The following is a 15,453-nucleotide window of genomic DNA, read 5'->3' on the forward strand; positions in this document are numbered from 1 at the left end:
CCTGCATTCCGGCCTCCCGATTACTCACGCCTCACGAGCCGACCGGCGGCAGGCACGTCCTCGGCCACGAATCGTTCTTGTGGGACCTATCGATCGCACCCAGTGATTCGCTACTGACTGGCGTCGCGGAGAGACTGGACGTCGGTCAGAAAGTCGACGGGTGCTCAGATCCAGTTGCCTGGAATGGTGGCGAGGGACGCCGCAAGGCGGGTGAGATTTCAACCTGCGGCAGTACCGAGGTGGAAAGCGCATAGGCGGGGGCCGTTCGGCCAAGGGCCGATACCCGCACCCGCTGCATCGCTGGCTACCTTTGTGGCCATCAAGATTGGCGCGCTCAGCTCCACCTGGTATCAGGCCCACGATGTCTCGCGCACCTCTTTACGCACCTCAATCGGCGAGAGATGATGGCCAGCGATGAGAACCAACGAGCCACCGAAGTCCACGAGATCCATTACTAGTAAGCGATTCCGAGCAGCTGCGCGAATCAACGAGCGGTCTCGGGTGCAAATCAGCGGGTTCGGGGTTCGAGTCCCTGGCGGCGCACCAACACCGAGGCCCGGGCACACATCGCAATGTGCACCGGGCCTTCGTGTGTCTCCGTGCACCTCACACCCCTAGACCTCACCTGGTCGGTCTTTTACGTGATCGTGACTGTGCGTCAGATCGCATCACTTCGCATCCTTGCCCCGATCTCGTCGTACAGGAACGTGACCGACGTGGGGTCAGCGTCAAGACCGGCTGCGGGCAGCCGTTCCAGGCAGCTGTCAGCACTGCCTGGGTCACGCCGGTGTGCTGAGTCGCGTCCACTGCACGCGTGTCTGCCAGGGCAGCACATACTCCGCAGCGGTGAGGTGAGACCTCATGGCGTCAACAAGGGGCTGCCGCTCCTCATCGGGAAGGTTCGCGACCCAGCCCATGGAGCCGAAGTAGGCGACCAGCCCCACGGGGTCAACGGTCTGAGGATTCGCCAGCCGCGCCTCGCGGATCTGGTTGAAGGTCTTCTTGGCGAAGGGCAGGTTCCAGGCATTGGGTGCCCAGTCGCCACTCATCATGTCGAGCGGGAACCCGGAGTCTTGAGGCCAGATGGGGGCGAGGAGCTCCTCGACAGCCGTGATGGACGGGACGGCTGATCCGTTCGCCACGTTCCACATCACCACGAGGGCCCCGCCCGGTCGAAGAACTCGTGCGATCTCCATCAACGCGGGTTCGTTGTCGAACCAGTGGAAGGCCTGGGCCACGAAGACCGCGTCGACGGCGTTGTCTGCGAGCGGAATCTGTTCCGCAGCGCCGTCGATCGCTTCGACGCCTGGACAACTCGCAGCGAGCAGGCGGCGCATGCCAGGGTCTGGCTCGACGGCCACCACGTGCGCGATCCTCGAGACCAGCTGACGGGTGAACTTGCCCGTCCCGGCAGCAAGTTCCAGCGCCGTCGCCGACGGCGCGAGCTCAGCGAGATCGACGACCTGCTCTGGGTAGCCAGGCCGGCCACGCTCGTAATCCTCGTACCAGTGCCTGGGCATATCGTCTGTCGCCATGGATTCATGCTGGCTGGTCGACGCCGATATTCACAGCGGATATCGCGCGGTCGATGCGAACGCAGGTTCGCCCCAACGTCTCCATCGATAGCGGCTGTTCTCACGACCCTCAGGATCCCGGGGCCCTTCGAGTTGCTCGCCGGCCGCCTGAACAGGCGGGCGGTCCAGGTTCTCGAGCTCCGCGCCCGGCAGCGCCGCAAACTTCTTCACCACCCTGCTCCTCGCATCCGGCGTACCGATGCTGTCCCACGGCAATGAGCTGACCTGGGTGGACTGTTCGACGACCATGACGAGTACCTGCGAACGTTCGTGGCCGAGCTCGCCGAGTACCGCGCTGCGCACTCATGTCGGGGTTGTACGGACCGTGGACCCGGAAGCCGTGCCGCTGCCCGGCCATGACCGAGGGCAGGTAGCAGTGCCATGGCGACCCATCGGCAAGTGAGTGCTCTGGACTATGGCGCAGGCTCGCCGTGGCGCATCCTCGCAGGCGAGAATGCTTCCCATCGTGCGTACGAACCGCTGGCTCGATACGCTCCGTGGGTGAGGATGCACGGGTTGTTGAGAGCCGTCGTGGCGATCCTCACCATCTCGCTCACGCTGGTCCTGCTGCCGATCGCGATCAACGTCGGCACCGGGGGCGCCGCGCCGGCGTTTCTCGAGCCGTACGTCGCCTGGACCTGGCCGGCCATCGGCGTGCTGTGGGCGATCGCGATCGTCACCGGCCTGCTGGAGATCCGCAGCCGCCGGAGCGGTGCGCAGTACGCGCGGTCCGCCGATCAGCCGCGGAACCGCCCGAACGCGCTGGACCGGGTAGGGCGCTATTTGGAGGGCCGGTTCGCCGGCTCTTTGGCGTCCCGGACCCGGCTCGCTCTCGATCTGGACGAGCCTCCCGGTGCCGAACTACACCCCTACGACCTGCTGGTCCGGCCGCTCGGCGGTGTCGACACCCAGGTCAGGTCGGGTGGCGAAATCGCGACTGTGTTCGACGAACTGCAGGATTCGATGCTGATCCTCGGAGCCCCCGGGGCCGGCAAGACCACGCTACTGCTCGACCTGGCCCGCTCGCTGGCCGAGCAAGCGCGCAACGATCGCGACCGGCCCATTCCGGTCCTGGTCGACCTGGCCGGCTGGACCGGACCGGGTGCCTCCGCCCGGGCTGGACTCGCCGACGGCGACCCCGCTGACAGCACGCTGCTCGCTTCCTTCGTCAGCTGGCTCCTCGACGAACTGAGCAGCAGGTATCAGATCCCGCCCGCGGTCGGCAGAGTCTGGCTGCGCGACGGGCGACTGGCCTTGCTGCTCGACGGTTTGGACGAGGTCGCGATCGGGCATCGGGACCGGCTGGCTCCGGTGCTCGACGAACTGCGCCGGCGGTACCTGATCACGCAACTGGCAGTCACCTGCCGGATCCATGACTACGAACGCCTGCCGCAACAGCTCGGACTGTACGGCGCTGTCCGGATCCGGCCGTTGAGCCGCCGGCGGGTGCTGGAGTATTTCGCCGCCGTCGGGCCGGAGCTCGCCGGAGCCCGAGCCGCGATCGAGCAGGACGAGGACCTGTGGGACATGGTGGACTCACCGCTGATGCTGAACGTGATGGCCCTCGCGTACCAGGGCCGCGACGCCGACGACATCGTCGCGGGCGACGTCGCGGATCACCGGCGGGAACTGTTCGACACCTATGTCTCCGAGGTGCTGGCCCGACGCAGGCCGGCCACCGGGCCGTACAGCTCGCGGACCGCTGTGCGGTCACTGTGGTGCCTGGCCCGATGGACCCGGATGGGCGAGGGTGACCGGATCGCTCTGCCCCGCCGCCTTCCCGCCGGCGGCTGGTACGGGATGTCGCTGCCCGAGATCCGCGAGCTGGGCCACATGGTCTGCCTCCCGGCGCTGCTGGCGGGGTACCTCGGCGGACTGACACTGGCCGTCGCGGGGCTGTTCGGCCTGCTGACCGGGCTGGGGTTCGGCGTCCTGGGGCTGGTCCTCGCCCAGTCGTCGCCACGGACCTGGCGGGTCTTCCGGCGCCGGCCGGAGCAGCCGCGGGCGTTGATCGCCGCGCTGGTGATCGGCCTCGGCGCGATCGCCGGTCTCGCCGCCGGCCTCGCAGCGGTCGGGATCGTCACCTTGCTACCAGTGTGGTCGAGTCTCGGCCTGTTGGCGGTCGGCGCCGCGATCGTCTACCTGATGGAGGCCGTGGACCTGACCCGGCCGACGCAGAGCTGGCACCGGCGACTGCTCGGTCTGCGATTCGTGGTGATCGTCGGATTCGGAGCGCTGACAGTGTCCCGGGCGCCGTCACCGAAGGCGTTCCTCCAGGCGTTCGTCATCGGCCTGGTCGTGGTCGAAGGCGCCCGGTTGATCAAGCGTCTCCCGATGGACCAGCTGGAACCTCGCGACGACAGCAGCGAGTACGTCGACGGTCCGCGGTTCCGGTGGCGGATGGCCCCCTGGATCGGCAGCACGGTTCTCCTTTCGTTGCTAGCGGCAACTGTCTTGAGGGCGGGAGTGGGGACGACCCGTTTCGAGCCCCTGCTCGGCCTGTTGCTCGGGGTGATGGCCGCCCAGGGCTGGGAGTCGCGCGGTCATCGGACGGCCGAAGCCGTCTCGCGCCTGCTCCACGGCCTGCTGCTGAGATGGACCGGCTACCTGCCGTGGCGGCGCAGAACCTTCTTGCGCTATGCGGCCGACCGGCATGTGCTGGCCCGGACCGGGCAGGGCAGCCGGTTCGAGGGTGAGCAGTACGCCTTCATTCACCTGCTCGTCCGCGATCACCTGGCCGAGTGTGACCCGGATGCGCTAGCGGTCAAGGTGGACGAACGCATCGCGGCCCGGGAAGGTCGTGCCGGGCCAGCGACGCGCAGCCGCTAGGACCTTACGTGCGGCCGACACCGCGATGTACGCCGCCAGGGAGGCGCCGCAACCGTCGTCACCGCGCCCACGTCCGCCTCGACCCGAGAGCTACCGGCCGAACACCCAGCGATCAGTCGGTCCACACCCCGCCGGTCTGGCCCCAGCAACCCGGCGACCAGCAAATGCAGGCCCACCTCGACGTACAGGTCGACGACCTGGAACGCGAAACCGCCCGCGCAGTCAGCCTCGGAGCGACCGTCGAAGACCACCAGCCCCAACCCGACGGCGTACGAGTCATCCGCGACCCTCACGGACACATCCTGTGCCTGTTCCTCCCAGGCTTCTGAGGTCAGTGGGCCTCCACGGGCTTGGACGTGACTGACACTGAACGCGATCGCCAGCGAGTTCTCGGACAGGCGAACCACAAGCTCCGAACGACGACGAGCCGGCGTACTTCGTGAGCGACTGAACCGGGGCTGACCGTGATCGGACAGCTCCTCATTCTCATGCCCGTGCCCCGGTCAGCAAGACACCCAGCATGAACACCACCCATCAGCTCAACCGACGAGCCCCTCCATGAGGTCTTCCGGGCCAGGCCTGCCGGGAATCCCCGCCATACGGTGGCCGTTGCGCCGGCTGCAGGGTAATGCCCACCTGGACTGCCTTCTGCTGCACCGCGGCCTGCGGACGACCGAGCCTGACACCGATCACGCACGGCGGAATGTTCGATGCGGCGAACTCAGCCAAGGTGGCGAGCTCCCGCTCCGTCCACGGCTTCTCCGCATTGCTGACGGACTGCGGCAACACCATCGATCTCACTTCTTCCTTTGAGCGTCTCTCGCCCTGTGCCCACCGATCGCCGCTTGAAAAGCCCGGCGGAAACGTCGCGGCGGCGTGGGCGCCGAGGACCGGGGGCTTGGACAGGAAACGGTGGGCCACCACAGGTCATACCTTGTTCAAACCCACCACGCCATGGGTTACCCCTGAGTTGACGGACCGCGCCGCACCTCCTGCAGCCCAGCCCGGCGCGACCTCGGCCTCACCCTCCGAGCCCTTCGCCGCGCCGCAGACTCACCAGCAAGGAACTCGCCGCCAGCATCAACTGGCCTGCCTTGGGGGCCACCTTCGCCAACGCGTCCTCAGGAGGATTTGCTGACCCTCTGCCTGGAGATCAGCTCCCGTCCCATTGGAAGCCGTAGCAGCCGGGGCCGAAGTTGAGTGCAACACCGTGCAGGGAATCGGAGTTGTCCAGTTCGACGGGTTCGCGGTGTTCGGTACCGTCGGCTGCGCGGGTCACCCGGATCGGGCGGCACGGCAGAGCGTCCTTGTCGAAGTTGACTTCGAGCGCGTACAGACGGACGGGCAGCCGGAACTTGCGTTCGAAGTTCGTGGCTGTGGGATAGGGCGGCCGGTTCACGAGGGCGTGTTCGGTCATGATCGTCTCGCCCCGGGCGAGGGGATGGTCGAAGAGCAGTTCGGCGATGACGATGCCCTCGGCCTGCCGGTTGACCAGGCGCCCGAGCCGGCACCGCCGCAGCGGTTTCACCAAGGGCAGGGGCGAGTTGTGGTCGTCGAGGTGGACGACGAGGACCCACCTGTCCGGCCCGTCGGCCTGGGCACGCAGTACCTGGCGCGACAGCGCCGAGCGTTCCTCGCCGTCGGCGCCGACGACGACCACGTCGTGCTGGCTGATGCAGGTGAGCCGTTCGTCCCAGTGGGTGTCGATCGAGTGGAGTGCGTTGCTGATGGATTCGGGGTGTTCCCACAAGGCAGTGAATCCGAGGCCACCGTCGGCGAGGTGGCCGAGGCCCCGGCCACGTGGGCGGGGTGGGCCGAGCAGAGCGGTCAGAGAGCCTCCCGGCAGGTTCAGCATCGTCTCCAGGTGTTCGAGCGCGACGAGTGACTCGCCGCGTTCGGGCCGGCTACGCCCGCTTTGCCAATAGCTCAGGGTCGCGATCGTGACGGGGGCCCCTAGCTCGCAGAGGCGTTGTTTGATCCGTTCAAGACTCAGGCCGCGAGCTGCGATCGCAGCTCGCAAGGCGGCCGGAAACGGTCCGTCGCGCAGGAGCAGCGTGAGGCCGGCCGACCTTTCGGCGGCGCCGATCGGTCCTTGATCGTGTGGTCCAGCCATCGTGACTCCCCGTGGTGATCTGCGCCGTCTGCTGAGGATAGAACCTCGGTCCGGCAACGGAACAGGGCCGGCGGCAATAACCTCGGTGGCAATGCGGAATTAATTGTTAACTGCTGATCGGTGGCCGTGCTGGTGCAGTGCTGCCGAATTCTGCCCACCACCGGTAGAAAGCAGGGTTGCGGTCGACGAGGGTCAGATATGCCTCGGCCCCGGCGTCGAGCAGCACTTGGGGGTCGAGCCGGCAATGGCTCGACCAGACCAGGTCCCAGCGATAGCACAACGGGTCGCCGGTGATGGGGCGGATGGCGATACCTGGACTTTCGCGCGAAATAGCCTGCGCCAGCGAAATGTATTGCCCGCTGCTGACGAACTCCCGGGCGGTGCCGGCGTCTGCGGTCTCGCACCCCACGTCGGGGTCCAGTCCCGCGCCGGCGCACAGTTTGCGTACCTCGGCGAGATCGCCGGTGTCGTCGTGCGGGTCGACGACCCACCTGCTGCCGGCAAGATCGGTCAGGTCCACAGCGCTCTTGCGGGCCAGTGGCCCGTGGTGTGCCACTGCTACGAAGACCGGCTCTCTAGGGACGAACGTGGCCCGACGGACCTTGGCGGAAGGCGACACGTCGGCCTCGACCGGCAATGCGAGCAGCGCGGCATCCAGCCGACCGGCCTGGACTTCCTGGACAAGGTTTGCCGTGGACGGGTCGGCGGTGCAGTACACGGCATGCCCGGCGCGGCCGAGTTGGAGCGCGGTGGCGCCGAGCAATGGACCGGGCGGGCCGGCGAGCCGTACGGCGGGCTGGAGGACGGAGTCGTCAAGTGCGGTTCCGGTCACGGGCAGACGAGCCATCTCCGCCAGCACCGTCCTCGCCGTGGCCAAGACCTGCCTGCCGTGCTCGGTGGTCGAGATCCCGGCGCGGGATCGCTCGAAGACCCGCACCCCCAGCAGGTGCTCGATCCGCACCAGCTGGGCGCTCAGGGACGGCTGTGCGACCCCTGATGCGCTCGCCGCCTTACTGATGCTGCCGTGCTCAGCGATAGCGACGAGTATGCGCAGGTGCCGTACCTCGAGTTCCATAGCCCGGATGCTATTGGAGCGTTCGGGGAAATGGTATGCCCCGTTCGGCTTGTCAATGGCTTCGGCCGCGTCTTGGTGTGACCGCAGCTTCGCCGCCGCAACTAATACAGCCCGTGATCGGAAGTTCGGCGCATTTTTCTCCTTAAATCTTAATCATCGCCTTCCGCGGCGCGGCGGGGTTAGCGTTTCGGCCACCCTGAAATCCGCCCCCCAAGGAGGGTCAGTCATGCGAATGCACCGGAAAATTGGCGCGGCACTGAGCGCAGCCACGCTCGCAGCAACAGTACTGATAGTGATGAATGGAGGCTCGGCCCCCAGTTCTGCGGCGGCGACGCCTCCTGCCCCGTCGGAAACGCCGTCCATTCCGCCGGCAGAAGTGGCCGGCCTGGCGGCCCATCTCGGAATCTCGCCTGACCAGGCCCGCAAGCAGTTGTTGCAGCAGGACAAGGCGCACCGGGTCGCAGCCTCCCTGCCCGGCCCGTTGAAATCACAGCTGGCCGGCCAGTGGTTCGACGCCTCGACCGGGAAGCTGACGGTGGCGGTGACGACGAAGGCCGCAGCAGCCGCCGCCCGCAACGCCGGCGCCGAGCCGAAGCTGGTCAGCCGCAGCCGCTCGGAGCTGGCCGGCTTGAAGTCGTCGGTGCGGTCGCTCGTGGGCAAAGGGGTGCCAGGCGTGTACGGCTGGGGCGCGGACGTCCAGGCCAATGTGATCACCGTCGACGTGAACACCTCCGCCAGCACTCCGGCGACGGAAGGGTTCTTGACCAAGCTGGCCAAGCTCGGTGACGGCGTACGGGTGGTCAAGACCGACTCACAACCGCATCAGCAAGGCGGCACCCTGCACACCGGCGACCCGTGGTGGCCCGGGACAGAGAGCAACTGCTCGGTCGGTTTCAACGCGACCGATGCCAGCGGGGCCAAGCAGTTGCTCACCGCCGGGCACTGCACCAACGATGTCAACCAGCCCGCGTACGGGCAGAGCGGCCAACTGAACAAGCTCGGCACGTCGAACGTGGGCGGCACGCACAGCGTGAACGCTCTTGAGGGCGACATGGGCGTCGTGGCGATCACTGAGCCGAACTGGACCCAGACAGCCGCCGTGAACACCTGGGGCCAGCCGGCGATCACCGTGTCCGGCCAGCAGGAAGCCATGGTTGGCGACACAGTCTGCCACTCCGGCAACACCTCGCACTGGAAGTGCGGCACGGTGAAGTACACCCACAAGGACGTCACCTACGGCAGTCTGGTGATCGGCGACCTGACGTGGACCACTGCCTGCTCACTGGGCGGTGACTCAGGGGGCGGCTGGCTGGTCGGTGACAAGGCGACCGGTCTGCACGACGGCGGCCCGTCGCAGTGTGTGGACAACCCCAGCGACGATGACATGTCGATCTTCCAGCCGGTCGGCGAAGCGCTGCAGAAGTGGAACCTCACGCTGGTGACTGGCGGTGGGGGCGGCGACACGCAGGCGCCGACAGCGCCAGGTAACCCGCGGAGCACGACCACAACAGCCAACAGTGTATCCTTGGCCTGGGATGCCTCCACCGACAACGTGGGCGTGACCGGCTACGACGTCTACAACGGATCAACCCTCGCGACCAGCGTGGCCGGGACCAGCGCCACCGTCTCCGGTCTGTCGGCGGACACCAGCTACACGTTCACGATCAAAGCCAAGGATGCGGCCGGCAACGTCTCACCTGCCAGCGGCGCAGTCGCGGCACGCACCCAGCCCGGCGGCGGCAGCGACGACGAGCCGCCGACGACGCCAGGCAACCCCCGCTCGACCGGGGCCACCAGCTCGACCGTCACCTTGGCCTGGGACGCCTCCGTGGACAACATCGCCGTGAGCGGGTACGACGTACTCAACGGCGCCACTGTGGTTACCTCGGTGGCAGGCACCGCCACCACGGCCACCGTCACCGGCCTGACGGCGGACACGGCGTACTCGTTCAGCATCCAGGCCAAGGATGCCGCCGGCAACAAGTCCAAGCCGACCGTCGCGGTCAACGTCCGCACCCAGCCCGGAAGCGGTGGCGGCCGGACATTCACCAACGGCACCGACTACCCGATCCTCGACTACCAGTACGTCTACAGCCCGGTCACCAGCAATGTGACCGGTAACGCCGCGACCACGGTGACGCTCGCCATCACCATCCGGCACAGCTGCTCGGAAGATCTCGGTATCTCGCTGTTCGATCCCAACGGCAAGGCCTACCCGGTCAAGTACAGCGGCGGCTCCGGTTGCACACCTTGGAGCGGACCGAAGACCTTCACCGTTCCCGGCGTCTCCTCCCCAGCGGGCGGGACCTGGCGGCTACGCGTGACCGACTACGGCCCGGGTGACACCGGAACGCTCGACACCTGGTCCATCACGCTCTGACCGTCCCCGCCAGGGCTCGGACGGAGCAGGGGCGGACCAGCCCGAGCCCATCCCGGGGCCGGGTGGCACCTGCCGACACGCCCTGCCTGCAGGCAGCACGGCCACCCGGCCCCATCCCACAGCCAGCCCCACTTTCTCGAGCGGAACACTCATCATGAAAATCAAGCAGGTCGCCCGCAAAAGGGCGTTGAAGACTACCGCCGTCGCGGCGCTGGTCGCCGCGATGACGGCTACCGCGCTCACCACCGGCGGCTGGTCCGGGCCCAGCCCGGCCGCCGCCCAACCACCCACTCCCGCCCAGCTCGCCGCGAACTCCGCGGACGGTCTCGTCTCGGCACGCCTGCCGGAGTTGCGGGTCGGCAAGTACGACACGTTCGTACGCCGCGGCGTCGTCGCCGGCACCAACGGTTCGCAGTACGTCCCCTACGACCGGCTGTATCAGGGACTTCCCGTGGTCGGCGGTGACTTCGTGATCGTCACCGATCACGCCGGCCACGTTCTCGACACCTCTGTCGCTCAGACAAAGCCTCTGGGCACGGTGGCCACCAAGCCGGCCGTCAGCCAGGCCGGCGCCGAATCCGTCGCCCGTCGCAGACTCGCGCACGTGCAGCGCCTCGAGGGATCCCGGCTGGTCGTGGACGCCCACCTGGCCACCCCGCGCCTGGCCTGGGAATCCACGGTCTCCGGACAGTCCCGCACCGGTGAGGCGAGCCGGCTCAGCGTCTACGTCGACGCCTTCACCGGCAAGGTACTGCGAACGCAGGAGCACGTCGCGCACGGCAGCGGCACCGCTGCCTACAACGGACCCAACCCCGTACAGATCGCCACTTCCAACTCCGGTGGCCAGTACTCGATGCGTGACCCTGAGATCACCAACTTGTCCTGCCAGGACTACAGCACCAATCAGGTCTTCACCAAGTCCACCGACACCTGGGGCAACGGGCAGGCGACCAACAAGGAAACCGGCTGTGTGGACGCGTTGTTCGCCGCACAGACCGAGAAGAAGATGCTCTCGGCCTGGCTCGGCCGCAACGCCATGGACGGTAACGGCGGCGCCTGGCCGATGAAGGTCGGACTCAGCGACGTCAACGCCTACTACGACGGCAGCGCCGTCACCATCGGCCACAACCAGGCCAACGCCTGGATCCCAGCGATGGACGTCGTCGCGCACGAGATGGGTCACGGCATCGACGACCACACCCCCGGCGGCATCTCCCAGGGCGGCACCCAGGAATTCGTCGCCGACACCTTCGGCGCGGCCACCGAGTGGTACGCGAACGAATCCAGCCAGTACGACCCGCCCGACTACACCGTCGGCGAGGAGATCAACCTCACCGGCAGCGGCCCGATCCGCAACATGGCCGACCCGTCCAAGGTCAACGGCGACCCCAACTGCTACTCCAGTTCGGTGCCCGGTAGCGAGGTACACAAGGCCGCCGGCCCCGGCAACCACTGGTTCTACCTCCTTGCCGAAGGCACCAACCCGACCGACGGCCAACCGACCAGCCCCACCTGCAACGGCTCGACGGTGACCGGTCTGGGCATCCAGAAGGCCATCACCATCATGTACAACGCGATGCTGTTGAAGACCTCGTCCAGCTCCTACCTCAAGTACCGCACCTGGGCCCTGCAGGCCGCCAAGAATCTCTACCCCGGATCCTGCACGGAGTTCAACACCGTCAAGGCCGCCTGGGATGCGGTCAGTGTCCCGGCTCAGTCCGGTGACCCGACCTGCATCACCAGCAGCAACGACTACTCCCTCGCGGTCACGCCGTCGTCTGCCTCCGTCCAACCCGGGCAGTCCACCACGGCGACCGTGGCCACCCAAGTGACGCAGGGCAGCGCGACCACGGTGAACCTGTCAGCCGCTGTCACCCCGTCCGGACCGACCGTTTCCGTCAGCCCGAGCTCGGTCACCTCCGGCAACTCGGCCACACTGAACATCGCCACCACAACCGGTACTCCGGCCGGCAGCTACACCGTCACCGTGACCGGTAGCGGGCCGGCGAGCCACTCCGCGACCTTCACCCTCACCGTGGGCGGCGGCAACGGCGGCACCACACCGGACATCGACGTCGCGAAGATCAAGGCCGACCTCTCCCAGCTGAACACCGTCGCCACCAACAACGGCGGCACCAGGCGCGCCGGCACGGCCGGTCACACCCAGTCGGTCGCCTACATCGAGGACAGGCTGAAGGCAGCCGGGTTCACCACCGTCCACCAGCGGTGCAGCTCGTGCAGCTACCCGTCGGACAACCTGGTCGCCGACTGGCCGGGTGGCGACAGCAACCAGGTCATCATGCTCGGCTCGCATCTGGACAGCGTGTCGGCCGGGCCCGGCATCAACGACAACGGCTCAGGCTCGGCCACCATCCTTCAGATCGCGCTGGCGCTTGCCCAGCAGAACCCGGCCATGGCCAAGCACGTCCGCTTCGCCTGGTGGACCGGCGAGGAACAAGGTGAGCAAGGCTCGCAGTTCTATGTCAACAGCCTGACTTCCGCACAGAAGTCCGCGATCAAGACGTACTACAACTTCGACATGGTGGCCTCACCCAACGGCGGCTACTTCATCAACCACCTCGCCTCCAGCGCCTCCACCGAACTGAAGGCGTACTGGGACTCCAAGAACCTGCAGCCCGAGGAGAACACCGAAGGCGCCGGACGCTCGGACGACTACCAGTTCGAGCAGGCGGGCATCGCCACCAGCGGGTACGCCGCCGGAGCGTCCGCCACCAAGACCTCGGCGCAGGCCAGCAAATGGGGCGGCAGCGCGAACCGGGCCTACGACTCCTGCTACCACCAGTCCTGCGACACAGCAACCAACATCAACGACACGATCTTGAACAACTCGGCCGACGGTACGGCGTACTCGCTGTGGAAAGTCGCTGTCGGTGCCACCCAGCCGTCGCCGGTGACCGTGGCCAACCCCGGTGCGCAGACCAGCACCGCCGGGCAAGCCATCAGCCCGATCACCCTGACCGCGTCCGGGGGCACCGCGCCGTACACCTGGTCAGCCACCGGGCTGCCCGCCGGGCTGTCGATCAGCGCGTCCGGGACGATCTCGGGCACGCCCAGCAGCCCCGGCAGCGCGAACGTCACCGTCACCGCCCGGGACAACACCGGCCAGACCGCCGGTACCTCGTTCACCTGGACCATCAACCCCTCCGGTGGCGGCTCGAGCATCAGCAACGGTGATTTCGAGGCGGGCAACCTGAGCGGCTGGACCGTTGGCGGTACCGCCAAGGCAGCCACCGTTGTCAGCACGGGCGCACACGCCGGCAGCTACGCCGTGCGGTTGGGCGACACCACGGCCACCAACGGCGAATCGACGGTCAGCCAGACCTTCACCGCGCCCGCCAACGCCACTCGTGCGGCCTTCTGGTACAACGCCGTCTGCCCGGACACCGTGACCTACGCGTGGGCCAAGGCGACGCTGACCGACAATACCGCGGGCAGCACGGCGACCCCGCTCGCGAAAACCTGCACCAACAACCAGGGCTGGAAGCAGGTCGCGGCGCCAGTCACGGCCGGCCACAGCTACACTCTCACGCTGGTCAACCGCGACGACAACTACCCGGGCGACCCGGCGTACACACTGTTCGACGACGTCACCACCGATGGCACCAGCACCCCGCCGGGCAACGACTTCAGCATCAGCACGAGCCCGGCGTCGCTGACCGTCCAGCCCGGACAATCCGCCACCGCCACCATAACGACCACCGCATCAGGCACCCCACAGACGGTCACGCTGTCCGCGGCGGGCCTTCCCGCGGGAGCCACCGCCTCGTTCAACCCGGCGTCGGTGACCGCGGGCGGATCCGCCACCCTGACCATCGCAACCCAGGCATCCACCCCGGCCGGTACCTCCCAGGTGACCGTGACGGGCACCGCCGGATCGCTGACACACACCGCGGTGATCTCGCTGGCTGTCGGATCCACCACCCCGCCACCATCCGGATTGACCAAGATCAGCACCGATCCGTACAGCAACACCGATGCCCAGCACGCCACCCAGCTGGAAACCGTCAGCTACGCGGCGGGCAACACCGTCGTCACCGCTTGGCAGAACGCCCGCTATGAGAACGGCGCGGGCACTGGTGTCGGATGGGGCACCTCCACCGACGCCGGCGTCACCTGGCAGCAGGGCAAGGTGCCCGGCCTGACCAAGACCGACGGCGGTACCTACGACCGGGTCGCACTTCCGGCAGTCGCGTACGACGCCAAGCACGCCAAGTGGCTCATCGCCTCGACCGGCTACAGCTATGACGGCTCAAGCGTCAAGGGCATGGCTGTGGCAGTCAACTCCTCGGCCGACGGAGTGAGCTGGGGCAATCCGATCACCGCGATCGCGGCTTCGGGCAGTCAGAGCCTGGACAAGGACTGGATCGCGTGCGACAACGTCGCGGCCAGCCCCCGCTACGGCACCTGCTACACGGTCGTCGACGACTTCGCCGCCGGCAACCAGCTCTCCGTGGCGACCTCGACCGACGGCGGCAGCACCTGGACCGCGGCGAAGTCGGTGTCGGGCGCGACCGGCGCTCTGCCGACCGGAATCGCGAGCCAGCCGAACGGCAACGTGGTGGTGCTCTACGACCGCGTCTCCGGCGGCAACAACCAGATGGTGGTGCAATCCACCGACGGTGGCGGCACCTGGAGCCAGCCGATCAACCTCAGCGAGCTGCGGTTCCACCAGCCCGCCGGCGGTGTGCGAGGCAACCCGCTGCCGCGGATCGACGTCGACGCGGGCGGCAAGTACTACGCCGTGTGGCCTGACAGTGCTGCTCACTCAGGCGACACCGCGAACGACATCGTGTTGTCCACCTCGACCGACGGGAAGACGTGGTCGGCCAAGACCAGGATCCCCATCGCTGCGGTCGACAGCGGGAAGGACCACTATTTCGCCAACATCGCCGTCGATCACAGCAGCCAAGGCAGCAACGCCAAGCTGATCGTCTACTACCACGAATGGGCCAACGCTGACTGCACCGCCGAAACCTGCCAGCTCACGCTCGCCTACATCACCTCCACCGACGGTGGCGCGCACTGGTCAGCCCCGGTCACCCTGGCCGGCCCGTTCGGCCCGCAGCAACTGGCCAACACCTCGTCCGGCCGGTTCCTGGGCAACTACATCGCGGGCTCGGTGACAGCCGGCAAGGGCGTCGGGGCCTGGTCGATCGCCAAGGCTCCGACCGACGGCAAGGCCTACGACCAGTCCATCAACGCCGGCACCCAGGTCATCACCGGCGGCTCGGTGGTGGGCAGCACCCTCGCGCCGGCCAAGCCGGCCCAAGCTTCCCACCAGCAACGAAAGGAGATCAGGTAGCTACCGACGCACAGACGGCGCACAGAGCGATGCCGGGATGACCTCGTCGGGCGAGGCATTCCGGCGTCGCACTTCTGCGACGCGGCTCGCAGCCACATCAGACGCGCCATCACCGTAACCCGATGCTCGACATCGACGGTGCTCATCGGTGTCGAGCAG

The 15,453-nt window shown here is 67.4% G+C and carries 8 protein-coding genes; 4 read left to right on the plus strand and 4 right to left on the minus strand.

Features of this window, described 5'->3' with window-relative positions; genetic code table 11:
• Positions 1–779 precede the first annotated feature (779 nt).
• Positions 780–1,535 (minus strand): class I SAM-dependent methyltransferase, encoded by a 756-nt coding sequence (locus ACIA49_RS01320; protein ID WP_396375078.1) that lies wholly within the window; start codon positions 1,533–1,535, stop codon positions 780–782.
• Positions 1,536–1,565: 30 nt separating this feature from the next.
• Positions 1,566–1,877: a hypothetical protein gene (locus tag ACIA49_RS01325; RefSeq protein ID WP_396375079.1), complete on the minus strand. Its 312-nt coding sequence runs from the start codon at positions 1,875–1,877 to the stop codon at positions 1,566–1,568.
• Between the two features lie 204 nt (positions 1,878–2,081).
• On the opposite strand from ACIA49_RS01325, the gene ACIA49_RS01330 reads away from it, so the two are divergent.
• Positions 2,082–4,403, plus strand: a complete 2,322-nt coding sequence (locus tag ACIA49_RS01330; RefSeq protein WP_396376022.1) for an NACHT domain-containing protein — start codon at positions 2,082–2,084, stop codon at positions 4,401–4,403.
• A gap of 8 nt (positions 4,404–4,411) precedes the next feature.
• Complete coding sequence (locus ACIA49_RS01335) at positions 4,412–4,732, plus strand: VOC family protein (RefSeq protein WP_396375080.1); 321 nt, start codon at positions 4,412–4,414, stop codon at positions 4,730–4,732.
• A gap of 824 nt (positions 4,733–5,556) precedes the next feature.
• Here the strand turns inward: ACIA49_RS01335 and ACIA49_RS01340 are convergent.
• Both ACIA49_RS01340 and ACIA49_RS01345 read right to left on the minus strand, forming a co-directional pair.
• The gene (locus ACIA49_RS01340; protein WP_396375081.1) at positions 5,557–6,516 is read right to left on the minus strand and encodes an XRE family transcriptional regulator; all 960 of its coding nucleotides are present in this window, start codon (positions 6,514–6,516) and stop codon (positions 5,557–5,559) included.
• 106 nt (positions 6,517–6,622) lie between these two features.
• Entirely contained in the window at positions 6,623–7,591 is a 969-nt protein-coding gene (locus tag ACIA49_RS01345; RefSeq protein ID WP_396375082.1) for a LysR family transcriptional regulator, read from the minus strand.
• A 376-nt stretch (positions 7,592–7,967) separates the two neighbouring features.
• Between ACIA49_RS01345 and ACIA49_RS01350 the strand changes: the two genes are divergently transcribed.
• On the plus strand, positions 7,968–9,971 hold the full coding sequence (locus ACIA49_RS01350) for a fibronectin type III domain-containing protein (protein WP_396375083.1): 2,004 nt from the start codon (positions 7,968–7,970) through the stop codon (positions 9,969–9,971).
• A gap of 154 nt (positions 9,972–10,125) precedes the next feature.
• The gene (locus ACIA49_RS01355; protein WP_396375084.1) at positions 10,126–15,294 is read left to right on the plus strand and encodes a M28 family peptidase; all 5,169 of its coding nucleotides are present in this window, start codon (positions 10,126–10,128) and stop codon (positions 15,292–15,294) included.
• Positions 15,295–15,453: the final 159 nt, after the last annotated feature.

Origin of the sequence: Kribbella sp. NPDC051587, from assembly GCF_044453945.1 — a bacterium.
Taxonomy (GTDB): domain Bacteria; phylum Actinomycetota; class Actinomycetes; order Propionibacteriales; family Kribbellaceae; genus Kribbella.

What these genes read in the sequence shown, in the direction of transcription:
- ACIA49_RS01320 (WP_396375078.1), bottom strand. Translation starts at nt 1,535, where the DNA reads ATGGCGACAGACGATATGCCCAGGCACTGGTACGAGGATTACGAGCGT.
- ACIA49_RS01330 (WP_396376022.1), top strand. Translation starts at nt 2,082, where the DNA reads ATGCACGGGTTGTTGAGAGCCGTCGTGGCGATCCTCACCATCTCGCTC.
- ACIA49_RS01340 (WP_396375081.1), bottom strand. Translation starts at nt 6,516, where the DNA reads ATGGCTGGACCACACGATCAAGGACCGATCGGCGCCGCCGAAAGGTCG.
- ACIA49_RS01345 (WP_396375082.1), bottom strand. Translation starts at nt 7,591, where the DNA reads ATGGAACTCGAGGTACGGCACCTGCGCATACTCGTCGCTATCGCTGAG.
- ACIA49_RS01355 (WP_396375084.1), top strand. Translation starts at nt 10,126, where the DNA reads ATGAAAATCAAGCAGGTCGCCCGCAAAAGGGCGTTGAAGACTACCGCC.